This window comes from Variovorax sp. P1_G12 (assembly GCF_056405555.1).
In genome coordinates this window covers 31271-51135 of sequence record NZ_JBFUBW010000029.1, presented here as the reverse complement: position 1 = coordinate 51135, position 19865 = coordinate 31271, and the positions used below count along the sequence as shown (strand labels likewise).

At 68.8% G+C, this 19865-nt stretch carries 19 protein-coding genes and 1 tRNA gene; 10 read left to right on the top strand and 10 right to left on the bottom strand.

What is annotated here, in order from left to right; all coding sequences use genetic code 11:
- The first annotated feature begins 44 nt into the window (after positions 1-44).
- The 3 genes from AC1D2O_RS27795 to AC1D2O_RS27785 are packed head-to-tail and all read left to right on the top strand — an operon-like array spanning position 45 to position 2427.
- The gene (locus AC1D2O_RS27795; protein ID WP_478090610.1) at positions 45-503 is read left to right on the top strand and encodes an FKBP-type peptidyl-prolyl cis-trans isomerase; all 459 of its coding nucleotides are present in this window, start codon (positions 45-47) and stop codon (positions 501-503) included.
- Positions 500-1465, top strand: coding sequence for a 4-hydroxy-3-methylbut-2-enyl diphosphate reductase (gene ispH / locus AC1D2O_RS27790; protein WP_478158239.1), 966 nt, complete (start codon positions 500-502; stop codon positions 1463-1465). Before AC1D2O_RS27795 ends, ispH begins: the two co-directional genes overlap by 4 nt.
- The gene (locus AC1D2O_RS27785) at positions 1462-2427 is read left to right on the top strand and encodes a threonine/serine dehydratase (protein WP_478092595.1); all 966 of its coding nucleotides are present in this window, start codon (positions 1462-1464) and stop codon (positions 2425-2427) included. Before ispH ends, AC1D2O_RS27785 begins: the two co-directional genes overlap by 4 nt.
- Before the next feature lie 160 nt (positions 2428-2587).
- On the opposite strand, the gene AC1D2O_RS27780 is transcribed toward AC1D2O_RS27785, so the two are convergent.
- Positions 2588-3004, bottom strand: coding sequence for a VOC family protein (locus AC1D2O_RS27780; RefSeq protein WP_478092594.1), 417 nt, complete (start codon positions 3002-3004; stop codon positions 2588-2590).
- Between the two features lie 143 nt (positions 3005-3147).
- On the opposite strand from AC1D2O_RS27780, the gene serS reads away from it, so the two are divergent.
- Positions 3148-4479, top strand: coding sequence for a serine--tRNA ligase (serS, locus tag AC1D2O_RS27775; protein ID WP_478092593.1), 1332 nt, complete (start codon positions 3148-3150; stop codon positions 4477-4479).
- 47 nt (positions 4480-4526) lie between these two features.
- A tRNA-Ser gene (locus tag AC1D2O_RS27770) sits at positions 4527-4616 on the top strand.
- A gap of 63 nt (positions 4617-4679) precedes the next feature.
- Here AC1D2O_RS27770 and AC1D2O_RS27765 read toward each other — a convergent pair.
- Complete coding sequence (locus tag AC1D2O_RS27765) at positions 4680-4988, bottom strand: plasmid stabilization protein (RefSeq protein WP_478092591.1); 309 nt, start codon at positions 4986-4988, stop codon at positions 4680-4682.
- A gap of 236 nt (positions 4989-5224) precedes the next feature.
- Here AC1D2O_RS27765 and AC1D2O_RS27760 point away from each other — a divergent pair, with 236 nt between their 5' ends.
- A complete protein-coding gene (locus AC1D2O_RS27760) occupies positions 5225-5536 on the top strand; it encodes a hypothetical protein (RefSeq protein WP_478158238.1) in 312 nt (103 codons plus the stop codon).
- A 151-nt stretch (positions 5537-5687) separates the two neighbouring features.
- The gene (locus AC1D2O_RS27755; protein ID WP_478092588.1) at positions 5688-6293 is read left to right on the top strand and encodes a DUF4337 domain-containing protein; all 606 of its coding nucleotides are present in this window, start codon (positions 5688-5690) and stop codon (positions 6291-6293) included.
- Between the two features lie 11 nt (positions 6294-6304).
- On the opposite strand, the gene AC1D2O_RS27750 is transcribed toward AC1D2O_RS27755, so the two are convergent.
- Positions 6305-6826 carry an Lrp/AsnC family transcriptional regulator gene (locus AC1D2O_RS27750; protein ID WP_478092586.1) on the bottom strand — a complete coding sequence of 174 codons (522 nt, stop codon included), beginning with the start codon at positions 6824-6826 and terminating at the stop codon, positions 6305-6307.
- Between the two features lie 92 nt (positions 6827-6918).
- On the opposite strand from AC1D2O_RS27750, the gene AC1D2O_RS27745 reads away from it, so the two are divergent.
- On the top strand, positions 6919-10509 hold the full coding sequence (locus AC1D2O_RS27745) for an indolepyruvate ferredoxin oxidoreductase family protein (RefSeq protein ID WP_478158237.1): 3591 nt from the start codon (positions 6919-6921) through the stop codon (positions 10507-10509).
- Here AC1D2O_RS27745 and AC1D2O_RS27740 read toward each other — a convergent pair.
- Positions 10506-11750, bottom strand: a complete 1245-nt coding sequence (locus tag AC1D2O_RS27740) for an MFS transporter (protein ID WP_478086804.1) — start codon at positions 11748-11750, stop codon at positions 10506-10508. The genes AC1D2O_RS27745 and AC1D2O_RS27740 overlap by 4 nt on opposite strands.
- A 112-nt stretch (positions 11751-11862) precedes the next feature.
- Here AC1D2O_RS27740 and gcvA point away from each other — a divergent pair, with 112 nt between their 5' ends.
- Positions 11863-12804, top strand: coding sequence for a transcriptional regulator GcvA (gene gcvA / locus AC1D2O_RS27735; RefSeq protein ID WP_478158236.1), 942 nt, complete (start codon positions 11863-11865; stop codon positions 12802-12804).
- 181 nt (positions 12805-12985) lie between these two features.
- The gene (gene shkS / locus AC1D2O_RS27730) at positions 12986-14422 is read left to right on the top strand and encodes a surface-behavior sensor histidine kinase ShkS (RefSeq protein WP_478158251.1); all 1437 of its coding nucleotides are present in this window, start codon (positions 12986-12988) and stop codon (positions 14420-14422) included.
- A gap of 123 nt (positions 14423-14545) precedes the next feature.
- Here shkS and AC1D2O_RS27725 read toward each other — a convergent pair whose 3' ends face one another.
- The 6 genes from AC1D2O_RS27725 to AC1D2O_RS27700 all read right to left on the bottom strand — a co-directional run bounded on the left by AC1D2O_RS27725 (position 14546) and on the right by AC1D2O_RS27700 (position 19781).
- Positions 14546-15142 (bottom strand): response regulator transcription factor, encoded by a 597-nt coding sequence (locus tag AC1D2O_RS27725; protein ID WP_442285411.1) that lies wholly within the window; start codon positions 15140-15142, stop codon positions 14546-14548.
- 58 nt (positions 15143-15200) lie between these two features.
- On the bottom strand, positions 15201-16535 hold the full coding sequence (locus tag AC1D2O_RS27720) for a tryptophan--tRNA ligase (RefSeq protein ID WP_478086801.1): 1335 nt from the start codon (positions 16533-16535) through the stop codon (positions 15201-15203).
- Positions 16536-16542: 7 nt separating this feature from the next.
- Positions 16543-17214, bottom strand: coding sequence for a site-2 protease family protein (locus AC1D2O_RS27715; protein WP_478158235.1), 672 nt, complete (start codon positions 17212-17214; stop codon positions 16543-16545).
- Between the two features lie 33 nt (positions 17215-17247).
- The gene (locus tag AC1D2O_RS27710; protein WP_478086797.1) at positions 17248-17883 is read right to left on the bottom strand and encodes an L-threonylcarbamoyladenylate synthase; all 636 of its coding nucleotides are present in this window, start codon (positions 17881-17883) and stop codon (positions 17248-17250) included.
- A gap of 108 nt (positions 17884-17991) precedes the next feature.
- Positions 17992-18930, bottom strand: a complete 939-nt coding sequence (locus AC1D2O_RS27705) for a DMT family transporter (protein WP_478086796.1) — start codon at positions 18928-18930, stop codon at positions 17992-17994.
- A complete protein-coding gene (locus AC1D2O_RS27700; protein ID WP_478158234.1) occupies positions 18927-19781 on the bottom strand; it encodes a 3',5'-nucleoside bisphosphate phosphatase in 855 nt (284 codons plus the stop codon). The genes AC1D2O_RS27705 and AC1D2O_RS27700 overlap by 4 nt, the downstream gene beginning before the upstream one ends.
- Positions 19782-19865: the final 84 nt, after the last annotated feature.

Below are 19865 nucleotides of genomic sequence, written 5' to 3'. Positions count from 1 at the left end.
CCCCACTCCCTAAAATAAGGGCCCCAGTCTATCGGGCTCTCACCTTGTCATCGACCTCCACCGCCGCTGCCGTCGCTGCCGGCTCCTTTCTCACGCTGCACTACCGGCTGGCCGGCCCCGCGGGCGACATCATCAACACCTTCCAGGACAAGCCCGCCACCCTGTCGCTGGGCACCGGCGAGCTCTCGCCGGCGGTGGAACTGCGCCTGATCGGCCTGGAGGAGGGCGCGCACGCCACCTTCGAGCTGCCGTCGGGAGAAGCCTTCGGCGAACGCAACCCCGAGATGCAGCAATGGGTCGCGCGCAAGCTGCTGATCCAGATCGGCGACCCCGACGAACAGTACGCGGTCGGCGATGTCGTGCAGTTCCCCACGCCCGACGGCACCGGCAGCTACGCGGGCGCGGTCGTCGAGTCGAACGAGACCGCCGTGCGCTTCGACTTCAACCATCCGCTCGCAGGTCAGCCCGTGACCTTCGAGGTCAAGCTGATCGGCGTGCTGTGAGCGCGATCGAAGAGGTCATCCTGGCCGAGCCGCGCGGCTTCTGTGCCGGCGTCGACCGCGCGATCGAGATCGTCGAGCGCGCCATCGCCAAGTTCGGCGCGCCGATCTACGTGCGCCACGAGATCGTGCACAACACCTACGTGGTCAACGAGCTCAAGTCCAAGGGTGCGGTCTTCATCGAGGACCTCGCCGACGTGCCGCCGGGCGCCACGCTGGTGTTCAGCGCCCATGGCGTCAGCAAGGCCGTGCAGGCCGAGGCGCGGGAACGCGGCTTCGAGGTGTTCGACGCCACCTGCCCGCTGGTGACGAAGGTCCACGTCGAGGTGGCGAAGCTCGCCAAGGAAGGCTACGAGTTCATCATGATCGGCCACAAGGGGCATCCCGAGGTCGAAGGCACGATGGGGCAGTTGTCCAGCGGCATCCATCTCGTGGAAGACGTGGCGGACGTGGCGCAGGTCGCGCCGGCGCAGACCGAGAAGCTCGCGGTGGTCACGCAGACCACGCTCTCGGTGGACGATGCGGCCGAGATCTCGGCCGCGGTGCGCGCGCGCTTCCCGAGCGTGCGCGAGCCCAAGCAGCAGGACATCTGCTATGCGACGCAGAACCGGCAGGATGCCGTGAAGCTGCTGAGCCCACAGGTCGACCTGGTCATCGTGGTCGGCAGCCCGACCAGTTCCAACAGCAACCGGCTGCGCGAACTCGCGCAGCGTCTGGACACCGAAAGTTATATGGTCGATTCCGCCGCCGAGCTCCGGCCCGAATGGTTCGAGGGCAAGAGCCGCGTCGGCCTCACGGCGGGCGCGTCGGCGCCCGAAGTGCTGGTGCGCGAGGTGATCGACCGCATCAAGGCGCTGGGCGCGGTCTCGGTGCGCAAGATGGACGGCATCCAGGAGACGCTCAAGTTCCCGCTCCCCAAGGGACTGAAGCTCGACGACATCCCCGCACCGGGGCATATCTCGTGAGCGGCGCCGTTCAGCACGATTGGCGCGGGGACGTCGAGGCGGCCGCGCGCCGGATCCATCAACGCGCGCCGCATTTCCTGCGCGAAACGCCGCTGTGGAAGCTCTCGGGCCGGGCGCTGGGCGTGGAGACGCCGGGCGTCGAGGTCTGGCTCAAGCTCGAGCATCTGCAAGCCAGCGGCAGCTTCAAGGCGCGCGGCATGATGAACCGGCTGCTGGCCCACGAGATTCCGGCCAGCGGCGCGATCATCGCGTCCGGCGGCAACGCCGGCATCGCCACCGCGGCGGCCGCGCAGGCGCTGGGCGTGCCCTGCGAGGTCTTCCTGCCCAACATGTCGCCCGAGGCCAAGCGGGCCCGGCTGCGCGCGCTCGGCGCCAAGGTGGTGGTCGGCGGCGCGGCCTATTCCGACGCGCTGGCGGCCTGTCTCGAACGGCAGCGCGAAACCGGCGCCTTGCTGACGCATGCCTACGACCAGCCCGAAGTGGTGGCCGGCGCCGGCACGCTCGGGCGCGAGATCGAGCAGCAGGGCGGCCTGCCCGATGCGGTGCTCGTGAGCGTGGGCGGCGGCGGACTGATCGGCGGGCTCGCCGCCTGGTTCGAACGCCGCAGCCGGGTGGTGGCGCTCGAACCCGAGCGCGCGCCGACCCTGGCGCGCGCGCGAGAGGCCGGCGAGCCGGTGGATGTCGAGGTCGGCGGCGTCGCTGCCGATTCGCTCGGCGCGCGGCGCATCGGTGCGATCGCCTGGGACATCACGCAACGCCATGTGGGCGATGCGCTGCTGCTGTCGGACGAGGCGATACGCGCCGCCCAGCTCTGGCTGTGGAAGGAGCTGAAGCTGGCGGTCGAGCCGGCCGCGGCGTTGCCGCTGGCGGCCCTGCAGAGCGGCGCCTATGTGCCGCGCGAGGGCGAGAAGGTCTGCCTGATCATCTGCGGCGCCAACGTCGACCCCGCGACGCTAGCGTAGAGCTCGCCCCCAGGTTGGCTCACTTCGTGTAGCCGCCCACCCCCTGCCGGGGGCAACACCAGCGGCCCGGCGGAGCCGGTTCCGCGGTGCTTCACGAAGGGGCCAGGCTTCGCCGGCCGGTGTGTTCGTGCACCGTGATCGCACGCGACGCGGGGAACTCTCAGGCCTGGGTGGGCTGCTGCTCGCAGTTGACCATCCAGGGCACCCCGAACTTGTCTTCGAGCATGCCGAAGCCGGTCGACCAGAAGGTCGGCGCGTAAGGCATCGTGACCTTGCCGCCGGCGCCGAGCGCGTTGAAGAGCGTCTCGCCTTCCTTCACGTCCTTGGCCTGGACCGACAGCGAGAAGCCCTGGTAGCCCTTGAAGGGGTAGCCGGGCGGCGCATCGGAGGCCATCAGCTGGTGGCCGCGCGCCTCCAGCGTGGCGTGCATGATCTTGCCCTTGTGCTCGGCCGGCGTTTCGGCGCCCATCGGACTTTCGCCGAAGGTCATGCTGAAGAGGATCTTGCCGCCCAGGGCCTGGGCATAGAACGCGAGCGCCTCGGCCGCGTTGCCATTGAAGGTCAGATAGGCTTGCATCGCAACTCCTTGGTGGAATGGTGGGGGGTGAACGATCCTACGCCCACCCCAATGCCCCCACGCTCCTCACTTCGTGTGTCGCTGCCCCCCGAGGGGGCCGCAGGTCGGCTTGGGGCGGCCCGGCGCCCACCTAAAATCACGCGATGCTCGATATCACACTGTTACGCAAGGACCTGGCTTCGGTCGTTGCCCGCCTCGAAACCCGCAAGAAGGATCAGACCTTCCTCGACGTCGGAACGTTCAGCGCCCTCGAAGCCGAGCGCAAGACCCTGCAGACCCGCACCGAGGAACTGCAGGCCCGCCGCAACGTGCTCAACAAGCAGATCGGACCGCTGAAGGCCAAGGGCGAATCGGTCGAGGCGCTGATGGCCGAGGTCAATGCGCTGAAGGCCGAGCAGGAATCCTCGGCCGTCCGCCTGGAGGCGATCCAGCCCGAGCTGCAGGCCTTGCTGCTGGCCGTGCCGAATCTGCCGCACGCGAGCGTGCCGGTTGGCGACGACGAAGACGCCAACGTCGAAGTGCGGCGCTGGAGCCCGCAGGGCGGCGAGGGCGCCGCGGCGACCGCGCTCGGCTTCGCGCCCCGCGATCACGTAGACCTCGGTGCGCCGCTGGGCCTGGATTTCGAGATGGGCGCCAAGCTCGCGGGCTCGCGCTTCACCGTGATGAAGGGCCCGATCGCGCGGCTGCATCGCGCGCTCGCGCAGTTCATGCTCGACATCCAGACCGAGGACCACGGCTACACCGAGTGCTACGTGCCGTACGTCGTCAACGCCGATTCGATGCGCGGCACCGGCCAGCTGCCCAAGTTCGAGGGCGACCTGTTCGCCGCCAAGAAGGGCGGCCAGGACGGCGAGCCCGCGCCGGATCATGCGGCGCTCTACCTGATCCCGACCAGCGAAGTGCCGCTCACGAACTTCGTGCGCGACGAGGTCGTGGCCGAGGCACAGCTGCCGATCCGCCTGACCGCGCACACGCCGTGCTTCCGCTCGGAAGCCGGCAGCGCCGGGCGGGACACGCGCGGCATGATCCGGCAGCACCAGTTCGACAAGGTCGAGATGGTGCAGATCACGCACCCCGACAAGAGCTACGAGGCGCTGGAAGCCATGACCGGCCATGCCGAGGCCGTGCTGAAGGCGCTCGAGCTGCCGTACCGCGTGGTGCTGCTGTGCACCGGCGACATGGGTTTCGGCTCCACCAAGACCTACGACCTCGAAGTCTGGCTGCCGGCGCAGGACACCTACCGCGAGATCAGCTCGGTCTCCAACTGCGAGGCCTTCCAGGCCCGCCGTCTGCAGGCCCGCTTCAAGAACGCGCAGGGCAAGAACGAACTCGTCCACACGCTCAACGGATCCGGCCTGGCGGTCGGACGGGCACTGGTCGCGGTCCTCGAGAACCACCAGAACGAGGACGGCTCGATCGCGGTGCCGAAAGCGCTCCGGCGCTACCTGGGCGGCATCGAGGTGCTGCGGGCCTGAAAAAAGCGCGCGCGAGTTCTGCTATCATCAGCGGCTCGACAGACACCGGAGAGGTGGCAGAGTGGTCGAATGTACCTGACTCGAAATCAGGCGTACGTGCGAACGTACCGAGGGTTCGAATCCCTCCCTCTCCTCCAAGAAGTCAGCAACGACGGGCCCTCTGGGCCCGTTTTGCTTTTCTGCCTGCATCAGCTGCAGGCTCAGGCAGCGGCTCTCCTGCGTTTGCGTGTGGCAGCGGCCTTTCTTGCCGAGGCGGAGCGCTCAGCCGGGCTCCTCGCCGCGCTGGCCGCACCGCCCAGCCGCCCGCCCTTGCGCAACGGCGCATGATCCTCGGGGTGACCTCGGCCGGAGCCGCTCTTCTTGCCGCCGCCCGTCTCCTTGTTGACCGTCGCCCAGGCGCGGCGTTCAGCCTCGTCCCGGGGCGTGCCTCGACGCTCATAGCCCTCTTCGATGTGCTCCGCCTGGCGTTTTTGCTTGTCTGTGTAGGCTGATTTGTCGCCTCTTGGCATGGACCGCTCCTTTCCACACTGGGGTTGAAACGGCTCGGAGTTTGAGCGCCGCACCAGGGCTGCGCGTAGGAAGCCGCCGAATCACGGCGTGCGCGCTTTCTTGGCGGGCCCTAGGCTCGTTCGACCGCTGGGATCTCGGGCGCGCGATGCCCTCCGGCGGACAGATGCAGCGTTGTCTTACCCGACACGACCTGCTGAAGCCGCAGGCTGCGCTTTCACGAAAAAAGGAGAGACGCATGGCCGACGACCTGAGCAACCGTGGCCCACAAGACCGGGCCCGGACGTTCAGCAAGATTGGGGGGGCTGTCATGCCGATGGAACTGCTCCAGGCGCTCGCCGATGCGGAGTTGCCTCTTGACTTCACCAACCCGACGGTTCAGCTGGAACTTCGGGTTCTTCACGACGCCGGGCACATCATCTGCAGCTTTCCACCCGCCAGGCCGGGCGAACCTCAGCCCGCGCGCGTCGAGTTGGTCACGGCGCTGGGTCACAAGGCGCTGAGGCACTTCGGTCCGAACTCTGCATTCGGGCGGCTCGGCGCGCCGTGAAACAGCCCGCCGAAGCGGGCACAAGTCCCAGTCCGTCGAGAGGAAGCAAACGACTCGTCGGCCGTCGCCCGTGGGAGCTCCATGGGGGCGAAGGGCGAACGGCTCGGCCGGTTCGTCATACTTCGCAGCCTCAACCCAATTGGAGACCCCTATGTCAGGACACGGCTTTCACGTGCACGGCCCGCATGACCACGAACTCGAGCACGCCGCACAGGGGGGGCATCAGCCCACCTCCACCCACGACGGGGGCCGCATCAGCCTGACCAGTCAGATTGCGGTGTGCACCGCCGTCATCGCCACGGTCGGGGCGATCTTCGCGTACATGGGAGGACTCACCCAAGCCAACGCCGGTCTTTACAAGAACAACGCGGGCATCAAGAAGACCGAGGCCTCGAACCAGTGGAACTTCTTCCAGGCCAAGAGCACGAAGCAGTCCCTCGCCGAGTTCGCGCTGGACATGTCGTCGAGCGAGCGCAAGCCGGCCTGGCAGGCGAAGGTTGCCCGCTACGAAGCAGAAAAAGGAGAAATCCTGCTCGTCGCCCAAAAGCTCGAGAAGGAGGCCGTGGATTGGGACCTGAAGTCCGAAGCGCAGATGCACCAGCATCATCGCTGGGCCCAGGCCACCACCGCGCTTCAAGTGTCCATCGCGCTGGCCGCGATGGCCTTGCTGACGAGGAAGAAGTGGTTGGAGTGGGGCATGCTCGGCGTCGCAGGGGTGGGGGTGGTCGTGGGCGCACTGGCCGCGTTGCACATCTGAGCGCCGCCGCCTCAGCGCCGCCGGCCGCGCGTCGCCCCAGTCGACGACTGCGGCACCTGCTCGATCGGTAGCGCCACCTCCGACTTGACCTGCCGCAGCACGATGCTGGATCGCACGTGCGTCACGCCGGGCAGGCTGAACAGGGTCTCGTGCAGGAAGCGCTCGTAGTGCTTCATGTCCTGCACCAGCACCGTGAGGATGTAGTCCGCGGGGCCGGTCGCCGACACGCAACTGGTGATCTGCGGGCTGGCAGCGACCGCGTCCTCGAAGCGCTGCACCTGCGATTCGCTGTGCCGGTCGAGGTTGACTTCCGCCACCGCGGCGACATGCAGGCCCACCTTCTCGCGGTCGATCACCGCGGTGTAGCCGCGGATCACGCCGGCGGCCTCCATGTCCTTGATGCGTTTCCAGCACGGCGTGGGCGACAGCCCGACGGCCTCCGAGATCTGTTGCACGGTCTGGCGCGCATCGCGCTGCAGCTCGAAAAGAATCTTCAGGCTGTGGGCGTCAAGAAGAATGGGATCGACATTCATGGCGGATTTCGAGAATCACATTCTCAAATTAGGGTGTTTCGCTAGTGTATTGAAGAAGCCTTTCCTCGCCTCGCGATGGAACAATTTCGGCCATGCAAAGCACCCCCCGCGATCCGTCCGTCCTGCGTTCCGACTACCGCCTGGCCGACAGCCTGTGGGCGACATCGGGTGCCGTCTTCCTCACCGGCACGCAGGCGCTCGTGCGGGTGCTGCTGATGCAGCGCCAGCGCGATCTCGCCCGCGGCCTGGGCACCCAGGGCTTCGTCAGCGGCTATCGCGGCTCGCCGCTGGGCATGGTGGACCAGGCGATCTGGAAGGCCGGCAAGGGCTTCAAGGAGGCCGGCATCCGCTTCGTGCCGGCCATCAACGAGGAGCTCGCGGCCACCCAGGTGCTCGGCACGCAGCGCGTCGAGTCCGACCCCGAGCGCACGGTCGAGGGCGTGTTCGCGATGTGGTACGGCAAGGGGCCGGGCGTGGACCGCGCCGGCGATGCGCTCAAGCACGGCAATGCCTACGGCTCCTCGCCGCATGGCGGGGTGCTGGTGGTGGCGGGCGACGACCATGGCTGCGTCTCGTCGTCGATGCCGCACCAGAGCGACCATGCCTTCGTCGCCTGGAGCATGCCGGTCGTGCAGCCGGCCTGCGTCGCCGAGTACCTCGAGTTCGGCCTCTACGGCTACGAGCTGTCGCGCTACTCGGGCGCCTGGGTCGGCATGGCGGCGCTGTCGGAGGTGGTCGAGAGCGCCAGCACGGTCGACCTGGACCGGGTCGCCGCCCGCGTCGCCGGCTGGGCCGATGCCGACACCGTGCGCGCCGCGACCGGCCACCGCGCGCCTGTCGATGGTCTTCACTACCGCTGGCCCGACCTGCCGTCGCTGCGCATCGAGTCGCGGCTGGCCGACAAGCTGGAGGCGGTCGCCGCCTTCGCCCGCGTCAACAGCATCGATCGCCACGTGATCGAGAGCCCGCAGGCCAAGGTCGGCATCGTGACCTGCGGCAAGGCCCACTATGACCTGATGGAAGTGCTGCGCCGCCTCGAGGTGACGCCGGAGAGCCTGGCCCGCATCGGGCTGCGGCTCTACAAGGTGGGCCTGAGCTTTCCGATCGAGCAGACCCGCATCAAGGCCTTCGCGGAGGGCCTGGAAGAGATCCTGATCGTCGAGGAGAAGGGCGCGATCGTCGAGAGCCAGTTGCGCGACCTGTTCTACAACGCGCCACCCGGTGCCCGCCCGGCGCTGGTCGGCAAGCAGGATCGCGAGGGCCGGCCGCTGGTGTCGGCGCTCGGCGAGCTGCGGCCGTCACGGCTGATCGAGCTGGTGGCGCACTGGCTCGCGGTGCATTTCCCCGGCAACAGCGAGCTTGGCGACCACCTGCAGCACGTGCGCGACTTCACGCCGCCCGAGCTGCTGAGCAATGACGGCGACACGGTCAAGCGGCTGCCTTACTTCTGCGCCGGCTGCCCGCACAACACGAGCACCAAGGTGCCGGAGGGCTCGACCGCGCGCGCCGGCATCGGCTGCCACTTCATGGCCAACTGGATGGACCGCAGCACGGCCGGGCTGATCCAGATGGGCGGCGAGGGCGTCGACTGGATCTCGCACGCGATGTTCACGCGCACGCCGCACGTGTTCCAGAACCTCGGCGACGGCACCTACTACCACTCGGGTTATCTCGCGATCCGGCAGGCGGTGGCGGCCAACGCGACGCTGACCTACAAGATCTTGTTCAACGACGCGGTGGCGATGACCGGCGGCCAGCCGGTCGACGGCATCATCAGCGTCGATGCGATCGCGCGCCAGGTGGAGTCCGAAGGCGTGAAGCAGGTGGTGGTGGTCAGCGACGCGATCGAGAAGTACGACGCGATCAAGGGCAAGTTCCCGGCCGGCACCGAGTTTTACGACCGCAGCGAACTCGACGCGGTGCAGCGGCGACTGCGCGAAGTGCCCGGCGTCACGGTGCTGATCTACGAGCAGACCTGTGCCGCCGAGAAGCGCCGCCGCCGCAAGAAGGGCGAGCTGGCCGACCCGGCCAAGCGGCTGTTCATCAATGAGGCGGTGTGCGAGGGCTGCGGCGACTGCGGCGTGCAGAGCAACTGCGTCGCCGTACTGCCGCACGAGACCGAGTTCGGCCGCAAGCGCAAGATCGACCAGACCAGCTGCAACAAGGACTACTCCTGCGCCCAGGGCTTCTGCCCCAGCTTCGTCGGCGTGAGCGGCGGCGCGCTGCGCAAGAAGAGCGGCGCGCTGGCTGCGGGCCAGGATGCCTTCCTGCGCCACGTGGCCGCGCTGCCGAGGCCCGAACCGCACGGATGGACGGCGCCCTACGACCTGCTGGTCACGGGTGTCGGCGGCACCGGCGTGGTGACCGTGGGCGCGGTCATCGCGATGGCCGCGCACCTGGAGGGCAAGTCGGCGAGCGTGCTGGACTTCATGGGCTTTGCGCAGAAGGGCGGCGCGGTGCTGAGCTTCGTGCGCCTGGCCGACACGCCCGAGCGGCTGAACCAGGTGCGCATCGACACCCAGCAGGCCGATGCGATCCTGGCCTGCGACGTGGTGGTCGGTGCCTCGCCCGAGGCGCTGCAGACCGTGCGCCACGGCCGCACGCGCATCCTGGCGAACATGCACGAGATCCCGGTGGCCGAGTCGCTGCGCAACCCGGATGCGGACCTCAAGGTCGAGCTGCTGCTCGAGAAGATGCGCTTCGTGGCCGGCCGCGAACAGGTCCGGACCTTCGACGCCCAGACGCTGGCGGAGGAGTTCCTGGGCGACACGCTGGCATCGAACATCCTCGCGGCCGGCTATGCGTGGCAGTGCGGCCTGATTCCCCTGAGCCTGGAGGCCCTGACCCGCGCGATCGAACTCAACGGCGTCGCCGTGGCGGCCAACCAGTTGGCGTTCTCGCTCGGCCGCCTGGCGGCGGGCGATCCGCAGGCCATCGATGCCGTGCGCGGTGCGCCGGCCGCGCTGGCTGAGGACGAGTCGCTGGAGGCGCTGGTCGCCAGGGCTGTGCGGCATCTGGCCGGGTATCAGAACGCGGCCTGGGCCCGGCGCTTCGAGGCCCGGGTGGGGGCGGTGCGGCAACGCGAGTCTGCGCTGGCCGGTGGCGACCCTTCGCTGCCCGTCACGCGCAATGCGGCCCAGAGCCTGCTCAAGCTCATGAGCTACAAGGACGAGTACGAAGTGGCGCGCCTCTACAGCGACGGCGGCTTCCGCGCGAAGCTTGCCGAGCAGTTCGAAGGCGATCTCAAGCTCGAGTTCCACATGGCGCCGCCGTTCCTCGCGCGGCCGACGAACGGTCAGCCGCCGGTCAAGATCCGCCTCGGCGGCTGGATGCTGCCGGCGATGAAGTGGCTGGCGCGCGGCAAGGTGCTGCGCGGCACGGCCCTCGACCTTTTCGGCCACACCGCGGAGCGTCGGCTGGAGCGCGAGCTGATCGGGCGCTTCGATGCGCGGCTCGACGAATTGATGGCCGGGCTGTCGCCGTCCAACCAGCGGCTGGCGGCGCAGATTGCCGCCGTGCCGCTGGCGATCCGAGGCTACGGCCACGTGAAGCTCGCCAACCTCGCGCTGGCCCGCGGCCGCGAGGCCGAGTTGCTGCATCGCTTCGCGCCGGAGCGCTATCCGCGGCCGGCGGTCGAGGCGAAGGCGGGGCAGATCCGCGGCATCGCGGTGGTGGCGCACTAGGACTCGCTGCGGAGCGCGCCCCGCGGCATCGCCAGCACGATGCCCGCGGCCAGCAGGTTGGCGGCCACGCTCGCCAGGATCGGCACCGTGTAGCTGCCGCTGATGTCGAAGGCGAACCCGGCGGCGCTCGGCCCGATCAGCGTCCCGAAGGCCACGCTGGTATAGAGCACGCCGATGATGCCGCTGACATGCCGCCCGCCGAATCGGTCCATCACCACGGCCGGCAGCACCGCCACCCAGCCGCCGTAGAAGACGCCGTAGACGAAGGCGAAGGTCGCCAGCGGCCACCAGCCCGTCGCCATCGCCCAGATCGCGAGGGACAGCGCCATGCCGACGAACATGGCGACCAGGGCCCGGTCGCGGCCCATCCGGTCCATCAGCCCGCCCAGGAAGAAGCGGCCAGCCGTGCTGCCGATGCCGATGACGCCGAGCAGCAGCACCGCCGATGACGGCGCCACGCCCTGGTCCATCGCAGAGGGCACCAGGTGCACGAAAGGCACGAAGACACCCAGCGAGCAGAGCAGGCAGGCGCCATAGAGAACCGCGAACTGCCGCGATCCGAGCGCTTCGCGCACCGACATCCCTGCCGCGCGCTGCGCCGGATCGGCGGGGCCCGCGGGATCGCCGTCAGGGAACAGCCCGCGAGCATGCGGGTCGTTCTCGATCAGGAGCGCCATGCCCGCACCGACGACCATGGCCAGGACACCGAGGACGGCATAGCCGCCGCGCCAGCCAAGTTGTGCGATCAGCAGCGCGGCCAGCGCCGGCATGACGAGCGTGCCGACGCCGATGCCGCTGACGGCCAGCCCGGACGCCAGCCCGCGCCGCCGGGAGAACCAGCGCTGCACGGCCCCGACCGCGGGGACGTAGGCGCAGCCGACGCCCAGGCCCACCCCGAGCCCGTAGGCCAGGTAGACCTCGGTGAGGCTGCGCGCGAGGCTGGCCGCGACCAGGCCGGCGCCGGTCAGCAGCATCCCGGCGAGCGCCAGGCGCCGCGAGCCCCAGCGGTCGGCCAGCGGTCCGCTGACGCAGCCGAACGCGAAGTACAGGAAGCCGGCGAGCGAGAACACCACCGAGGTCGAGCCGCGCGAGGCCGCGAATTCCTGCTGCAGCGATGCTGCGAAGGCGCCGAAGGTGTAGGCGCTGCCGAAGCCGACGAAAGTCACGGCGAAGGCGCCCGCGACCACCCACCAGCCGTGGAACAGGCGTCGAGGGCGGCGCAGTACCGTGGCATCAGTCATCGCGCGTTTTCCTTTGCTTCGATTCGGATCAGAATTGCTAAGCTGGATGTTCACCAATCGGCATTGGAAAAGCAAACCATGAATTGATGCCGATTGAAGTTAGTAAAACTAAATGATCCTGAAGCATCTCCCGCCGCTGGGCGCACTTCGCGCCTTCGAGGCCTCGGCGCGCCACCTCTCGGTCAAGAAAGCGGCCGAGGAGTTGTGCGTGACGCCCGGCGCGGTCAGCCAGATGCTCAAGGCGCTCGAAGAGAAGCTGGGCATCGCGCTGTTCGAGCGCGTGAATCGCGGCATCGTGCTGACCGGCGCCGGGCGCGAGTACCTGCCGCCGATCCGCAATGCCTTGCGGCAGATCGCCGAGGCGTCCGGGCGCATCGCGGCAGCGGCCGAGTCGGGCCTGCTGACTGTCAGCGTCACGCCCTTCTTCGCCGCGGCCTGGCTGGTCCCGAGGCTGCAGGACTTCCAGGATGCCCATCCGGACATCGATCTGCAGGTGGTCGCCAGCACCGCGCTCGTGAACTGGTCGCGCGATGGCGTGGACGTCGCGATCCGTCACGGTCTCGGGCGCTACCCGGGTCTGCACAGCGACAAGCTGGTCGCCGTGGAGGTGGTGCCGGTGGCGGCGCCGGCGCTGGCCGCCCGGCTGGGGCGGCCAGCCTCCGCGGCGGCGCTGCTGCGCTGGCCGCAGGTGCACGAGGCCGAGCGCAGCGGCTGGCATCGGTGGTTCCAGGCGCAGGGCATCGACGAGATCGGCCCGGCCCGTGGCCCCGCCTACGACGACGCCGGTCTGCTGCTGAGGGCCGTGCTGGCGGGGCAGGGCGCGGGCCTGCTGCCGGCGGCGATGGTGGCGCCCGATCTCGCCGAAGGGCGCCTGCTGAGACTCGCGGACGACGCCCTGCTCGAAGACCTGGCGTACTACCTGCTCGTTCCCGAGGGAAGCCAGTTGCGGGCCAAGGTGGCCGCGTTCCGGGCGTGGATCCTGGGCGAGGCTGCGGTCGAAGCAGACGCCGGAACCCCGAAAGGCGTTGTGCGCACGCTACGAATCAGGGAATGATGGGACGGAAGTCGCGTCGGCGGCCAATTAAGATCAGGCGTTAGCGCCTGGCGCCCAGGGGCGCGTGGCACAGGGCGGCATCGGGTCGCAGAGTTTTTCAATTGCGGTGCGCAGTGCCGCAGGCAGGGGCCCCTCGCGAGGGGCCTTTTTTTGTGGCGTGGATGACAGGGGCGTGAAGGCCATGATGGGTAATTCGTCGTTCGCAGGGCTGGGCAACTCGTCCTTTGCAAGCCTCACACCGGCGCCTGCGTCTGCCGACGAGGCCGAGCCGTGGGTGCGCGGTGAGCTGATCCGCAGCCTGATGCGGGCCTCCCGCGGCTCCTACCTGCTGGCGGCGGCGCTGATGCCGGCCATGGTGGGCCTGAGCTGGGGCCACGTGCCGCCCTGGCAGCTGATGGCCTGGCTCGCGATCGGCATCGTCGCTACCGGTTGCCGGATCTGGGGCGAGCAGCTCTATGCCAGGGACTACGCCGACCGCGACTCGGCCGCGCAACAGTACTTCGTCGAGCGCTATCGCTATCTCTGGAGTGCCAGCGGCTTCGCCTGGGGCCTGTCGATCCTGATCTTCTTCGAGCGCACGCCGCTCGTGAACCAGTTCATGAGCTGGCTGATCGTCGCCGGCGTCGCGACCTTCCCGCTCAACGGCCTGGCCCTGCATCCGCCGCTGCTCAAGCGCTACGTCAACACGCTGTTCTTCACGATGCTGGCGGCGATCGCCTGGCGCATGATCGAACTCAAGTTCGAGCGGCCGCATTTCCACTACGGCTTCCTGCTGCTGCCGGGCCTGCACTGGTGGCTGCTGCTGCGGGCCGGCCGGCGCATCCACGAGACCGCGCGCAACAGCTTCGAGCTGCTGTTCCACAACCACATCCTGATCAATTCGCTGACCCAGCAGCGGCAGGCGGCGGTGTCGGCCGTGGCGATGAAGAACCGCTTCCTGGCCAGCGCGGCGCACGACATGCGCCAGCCCGTGCTGGCGCTCTCGCTCTATGCCGACTGGCTGCGCAACGAGCCCGAGCTGGTGGCCGAGATCGCGCCGAAGATCGTGCGGGCCACGCACGCGGTGAACGCGCTGTTCGATTCGCTGTTCGACCTCGCCCGCATCGATTCGGGACAGGTGCGGCTGCACATCGAACGGGTCGAAGTGGCGCAGCTGCTGCACGACCTCGAACTGCAGTACCGGCCGGTGGCCGAAGCCAAGGGGCTGGGCTTTCGCATGCACGTGACGCCCGGCACCGTCTTGACCGACCCGATCCGGGTGCGTCGCATGATCGGCAACCTGCTGGCCAACGCGATCAAGTACACGGCCGAGGGCGGCATCCTGCTGGCCTCGCGGCAGACCCGCGACGGCCTGCGGGTCGAGGTCTGGGACACGGGCATCGGCATCGCGCGCGAACACCTGCGCGACGTCTTCCTGGAGTTCTACAAGGTGGCCGACCATGCCGGCACCTCGGACGGCTTCGGCCTCGGCCTGGCGATCGTGGCGCGGCTGTCGCACGCGCTGGGGCATCCGGTCAGCGTGCGCTCGCGCCTGGGCCGTGGCAGCGTGTTCCGCGTCGCCTTGCACGACGCCGACGAAACGCAAGCCCAGACCCGCATCTCAGGCGCCGTAGGCTGAGCCCCGGCCGGCGCAGCCAGGCCCGTTGGTGAAACACCGAGGAACCGGCTTTGCCGGGCCTCTGGTGTTGCCCCCCGGAGAGGGGGTGGGCGCCCGGACACGAAGTGCCGGGCAACCTGGGGGTCAGCCCGACAACAATCCGTTGGTGCGCGCGTGGTGGAGGGCCTGCGTGCGGCTCTTCACACCCAGCCGCCGGAACAGCCGCCACAGGTGCACCTTCACCGTGTGCTCGCTGATGTCGAGCTCGGTCGCGATGTCGCGGTTGCTCATGCCCTGGTCGAGCATGGCGATCAGCTGGGTCTGGCGCTTCGACAGCTTGCTGTTGGCCGCGGCCACCGGCTCCTCGGCATCGGTGTCGGCCATCAGCAGGCCCCGCAGCGCGGCGGTCAGCTCGGCCGAGCTGGCCGATTTCTCGATGTAGGTGTCGGCGCCGGCCTCGATGCAGGCCTCTTCCATGTCGGCCGACGGCGAGGCCGAGTAGACCGCGATCGGCACGTCCGGATAGGCCAGCTTGACGGCCACGACGCCCGAGACGCCCGTGGTGTCCGGCAGCTTGAGGTCGAGGCAGAAAAGGCCCGGCGCCCCATGTTGCTTGACCGCTGCGGTCAGCTTGTCGAGCCGTTCGAGCTCGACGATGTTCTCGGCCGGTCGCAGGCGCCTCAGCACCATCACGATGGCGTCGCGCATCAGGGGGTGGTCGTCGATGACATAGATACTCATGATTTACTCGCTGTGTCCGCAGGTCGGGCGGCTGCCCTTCGCTGCGGGTGATTGACCCTTAGCCTTCGCTCGCCGCATCGGCTGCCGCAAGCGCCTCCAGTGCGGCAGAAGCCGCACGCATACCCTCGTCGTCCATCGGCTCGAGTTGCGCCGCGAGCAGCGCCAGGGCCGCCGCCCGCTGCTGGCGCAGCGTGCCGATGGCACGCCCGGCCTCCTGCGGCGAAGCGAACCCCCGGCTTTGTACCAGCTGCACCCCGTGGGAGTCGAGCAACTTGAAATAGAACTGCCCGTCGCGCTCGCGATATTGCTTGAAGCTCGGACCCGCGACCTTGGCCACCTTGGCCGCCTTGCGCGCCGCCGCCTTGTCCTGGCTGGCGAGGTTGCGCAGGCCGACCGCGTGCCGCAGATCGGCCACGAAGGGCCGCGACAGCGCGCGCGCCTTCTCGGCGCCGGCGCGCAGGATCGACTCGATCCGGGCCGGGTCGTTCAGGAGCGCGTCGTAGTGCTCCCGCATCGGCGCCACTTCGCGGTCGATGCGCTCGAACAGCAACTGCTTGGCGTCGCCCCAGCCGATGCCGTCGGCGAAGGCCTTGCGCAGGGTCTCGGTCTCCTGGTCGTCGGCGAAGGCCTGGTAGATCTGGAACAGCGCCGAACCCTCGGTGTCCTTGGGCTCGCCCGGGGCGCGCGAATCGGTCACGATGCCGTTGATCAGCTTCTGCAGCTGGGCGCGCGGCGTGAAGAGCGGGATCGTGTTGTCGTAGCTCTTGCTCATCTTGCGGCCGTCGAGGCCCGGCAGCGTCGCCACCGAGTCGTCGATCTCGGCCTCGGGCAGCGTGAAGTGCTCGCCGTAGAGATGGTTGAAGTGCTGCGCCATGTCGCGCGCCATCTCGATGTGCTGCACCTGGTCGCGGCCCACCGGCACCTTGTGGGCGTTGAACATCAGGATGTCGGCGCCCATCAGCACCGGGTACATGAAGAGGCCGGCGCTGACGTCGGCGTCCGGGTCCTCGCCCTTGGCCGCGTTCTTGTCGACCTGCGCCTTGTAGGCATGGGCGCGGTTGAGCAGGCCCTTGCCGGTGACGCAGGTCAGGAACCAGGTCAGCTCCGGGATCTCGGGGATGTCCGACTGGCGGTAGAACGTGACCCGCTCCGGGTCGAGGCCGCAGGCCAGCCAGGTGGCGGCGATCTCGAGCGTCGAGCGCTGGATGCGGGCCGGCTCGTCGACCTTGATCAGCGCGTGGTAGTCGGCCAGGAAATAGAAGCTCTGGACATCGTCGCGGCGGCTGAAGCGCACCGAATGCCGCACCGAGCCGACGTAGTTGCCGAGGTGCGGCGTGCCGCTGGTGGTGATGCCGGTGAGGAAGCGGGTGGGCGTGTCGGGAGGAATGGCCATGGGGAGTTCAGCGAATGAGGGCGGTGAGCGGGCTCAGCAGCAGGGAGATGGCCTGGTAGCCGAAGGCCATCAGCGGGCTCAGCCACCAGGTGCTGACGACGCCGGCGATGACCAGGCCCATCACGATGAAGAAGCCGTAGGGCTCGATGCGGGCCAGGAATTCCTGGGCCGCGCCGCGCGGCAGCAGGCCGGCCAGCACGCGGCCGCCATCGAGCGGGGGCAGCGGAAACAGGTTGAAGGCCCACATCACGAGGTTGACCAGCACGCCGCCCTGGGCCATCTTGATGAAAAAGGTTTCATTGATGCCGGCGGCGACCAGGCCGACCAGGAACAGCGCCCACAAGATGGCCTGGATGAAGTTCGAGACCGGGCCGGCCAGGGCGACCCAGATCATGTCGCGCTTGGGGTGGCGCAGGCGGCCGAAGTTGACCGGCACCGGCTTGGCATAGCCGAACAGGAAGGCCCCCGAGGTGGCGAAATACAGCAGCAGCGGCATCAGGATGGTGCCGATCGGGTCGATGTGCTTGATCGGGTTGAGCGTCACGCGGCCCATCACGTAGGCCGTGTTGTCGCCGAAGTACCGTGCCACGTAGCCATGCGCGGCTTCATGGATGGTGATCGCGAAGATCACCGGCAGGGCGTAGATCAGGACGGTTTGTATGAGATTTGAAATATCCACCGCCTGGATTGTCTCAGACCGCCCGGGGCCGGCTCAGAGACCCAGAACGGCCAGCGGGCCGCGCCCCTGCCGCACCAGCAGCGGCTCGCCGCCGGCACCCATCGGCGTCAGGTCGACCACGGTGGTCGGCTCCGAGGCGCAGGCGCCGGCGTCGATCACCGCGCCGATCTGCTTCTCGAAGCGCTCGCGGATCAAGGTGGCGTCGTTCAGCGCCTCGGTCTCGCCGGGCGGGATCAGCGTGGTGGCCAGCAGCGGCTCGCCGTGCAGCGTCAGCAGTTCCAGCAGCACCCGGTGATCGGGCACGCGCAGGCCGATGGTCTTGCGCTGCGGATGGCTGACCCGCCGCGGCACTTCCTTGGTGGCTTCGAGCAGGAAGGTGTAGGGGCCGGGCGTGGCCGCCTTCAGCAGCCGGTACTGCTTGTTGTCGACCCGCGCATAGTTCGAGAGCTCGCTCAAGTCGCGGCACAGCAGCGTCAGGTGGTGCTTGTCGTCGACCTGGCGGATCCGGCGCAGCTGGTCGACCGCGTCCTTGTCGTCGAGGTGGCAGGCCAGCGCGTAGCTGGAATCGGTCGGCACGGCGACGATCTCGCCGCGCGCGAGCAGCGCCACGGCCTGCTTCAGCAGGCGTTGCTGGGGGTTGTCGGGGTGGACTTCGAAGAACTGGGCCATGGGGTCGATTCTGCCCCGAGATGGCGGGTCAGTCCGCCGCCGGGCCGCCCCAAGGCGGACGCGGCCCCCTCGGGGGGCAGCGACCACACGAAGTGGGGAGCGTGGGGGTCATGATTCGGCGGGTTCGATAGGGACCCGGCGTTCGCGCACGGTCAGCCAGGCGCCGGCCGCGCCGCAGACCGCGATCAGCCCCATGCCGATCAGTGAAATCCGGTCCGGAACATGGGAGAACATGATCCAGCCGCCCAGCATCGCGAAGGCGATCTGCGCATAGAGGTAAGGCGTGAGCGTGGAGGCCGGCGCGCGCTGATAGGCCAGGATCAGGAAGAAATGGCCCACCGTGCCCATGAAGCCCATCAGGCACAGCAGTGCCCACCAGTGCCAGGAGGGCAGCGCCGTCCAGACGAAGGGCAGCGCGAAGGAGGCCAGCAGCGTGCCCACCCAGCCGGTGTAGAAGTGCATCGTGAGCGGGTCCTCGGTCCGCGCGAGCTTGCTGGTCAGCACCTGGAACCAGGCGTTGGTCAGCACCAGCCCGATCGGCAGGAACATGGCCCAGCTGAAGGCGTCACCGCCCGGGCGCAGGATCACCAGCGTGCCCGCGAAGCCGCCCGCCACCAGCGCCCAGCGCAGCGGCGACACATGCTCCTTGAGCGTGGTGGCCGCCAGCAGCGTGATCACCAGCGGCGCGATCAGCACGATCGAAGTGAACTCCGCCAGCGGCATGTAGCGCAGGCTGAAGAAGGCCAGCGTGCTGGAGACGAGCAGCAGGGCGCCGCGCAGCAGTTGGTAGCGCGGATGGCGGGTGCGCAGCAGCGCCGTGCCGTGCCGGGGCAGCAGCACCAGCGTGGTCGCCACCGCCTGGAAGGCATAGCGGACCCAGACGCCCATCAGGATCGGAACCGCCGCGGTCGACAGCTTGGTGGCGGTGTCCAGCGTGGCGAAGCAGGCCACCGCGAGCAGCACCAGCCCGATGCCGGCCAGGATGCGCTCCGACGCGAGGTCGCGGATACCGGTTCTCGCGGCTGCGTCGCTCGCCGTGCCCGTCACTGGATGCGGTGCTCGAGCAGTTCCCACACCGGCGTGAGCTTGCCGGGCAGCGGAGGCAGCTTGCCGAGGTCGCAGTGGCTTTCGTCGGGGCTGTGGAAATCGCTGCCGCGCGAGGCCGCGAAGTCGAATTCGAGCGCCTTGTCGGCGTACTCGACGTACTCGGCCGGCGTGTGGCTGCCGGTCACGACCTCGATCGCCTGGCCGCCGTGGGCCTTGAACTCGACGAAGAGCGCGTACTCCTCGTTGGCCGTGAACTTGTAGCGGCCGGGGTGGGCGATCACGGCCAGACCCTTGGCGGCGGTGATCCAGTGGACCGCGTCCTTCAGGCTGGCCCAGCGATGCGGCACGTAGCCGGGCTTGCCTTCGGTCAGGAACTTGCGGAACACCTCGGGGGTGTCGCGGCAATGGCCGGCCTCGACCAGGAAGCGCGCGAAGTGGGTGCGCGAGATCAGTTCGGGATTGCCGACGAACCTGAGCGCGCCTTCGTACGCGCCGTGGATGCCGACCTTGGCCAGGCCCTCGGACATCTCCTGGGCGCGCTTGCCGCGGCCGCCTCGGGTGTCGTGGAGGCCTTCGCTCATCGCGGCGTCATCGGGATCGAAGCCCAGCCCCACGATGTGCACGGTCTCGCCCGCGAAGGTGACCGAGATCTCGGTGCCCGTGAGGTACTTCATGCCGTGCTCGCGGGCGGCGGCGGCGGCCCGGTGCTGGCCGCCGATCTCGTCGTGGTCGGTCAGGGCCCACAGCTCGACGCCGTTGGCGGCGGCGCGGGCCGCGAGCGCCTCGGGCGTCAGCGTGCCATCCGAAACCACGGAGTGGCAATGCAGGTCGGCGTTGAGGATGGAGGACACCGCACGATCTTATTCTTTCTCGGAATGGCCTGCGGCGGCCCTCATTCCAGGGTCCACCTCGCTGTCGCCCGACCCGGCCGCTCG

Coding starts and splice junctions, on each gene's coding strand:
- AC1D2O_RS27780 (WP_478092594.1), bottom strand. CDS start 3,004: ATGCAAGCCTATCTGACCTTCAATGGCAACGCGGCCGAGGCGCTCGCG.
- serS (WP_478092593.1), top strand. CDS start 3,148: ATGCTCGATATCACACTGTTACGCAAGGACCTGGCTTCGGTCGTTGCC.
- AC1D2O_RS27765 (WP_478092591.1), bottom strand. CDS start 4,988: ATGCCAAGAGGCGACAAATCAGCCTACACAGACAAGCAAAAACGCCAG.
- AC1D2O_RS27760 (WP_478158238.1), top strand. CDS start 5,225: ATGGCCGACGACCTGAGCAACCGTGGCCCACAAGACCGGGCCCGGACG.
- AC1D2O_RS27755 (WP_478092588.1), top strand. CDS start 5,688: ATGTCAGGACACGGCTTTCACGTGCACGGCCCGCATGACCACGAACTC.
- AC1D2O_RS27750 (WP_478092586.1), bottom strand. CDS start 6,826: ATGAATGTCGATCCCATTCTTCTTGACGCCCACAGCCTGAAGATTCTT.
- AC1D2O_RS27745 (WP_478158237.1), top strand. CDS start 6,919: ATGCAAAGCACCCCCCGCGATCCGTCCGTCCTGCGTTCCGACTACCGC.
- AC1D2O_RS27740 (WP_478086804.1), bottom strand. CDS start 11,750: ATGACTGATGCCACGGTACTGCGCCGCCCTCGACGCCTGTTCCACGGC.
- gcvA (WP_478158236.1), top strand. CDS start 11,863: ATGATCCTGAAGCATCTCCCGCCGCTGGGCGCACTTCGCGCCTTCGAG.
- shkS (WP_478158251.1), top strand. CDS start 12,986: ATGATGGGTAATTCGTCGTTCGCAGGGCTGGGCAACTCGTCCTTTGCA.
- AC1D2O_RS27725 (WP_442285411.1), bottom strand. CDS start 15,142: ATGAGTATCTATGTCATCGACGACCACCCCCTGATGCGCGACGCCATC.
- AC1D2O_RS27720 (WP_478086801.1), bottom strand. CDS start 16,535: ATGGCCATTCCTCCCGACACGCCCACCCGCTTCCTCACCGGCATCACC.
- AC1D2O_RS27710 (WP_478086797.1), bottom strand. CDS start 17,883: ATGGCCCAGTTCTTCGAAGTCCACCCCGACAACCCCCAGCAACGCCTG.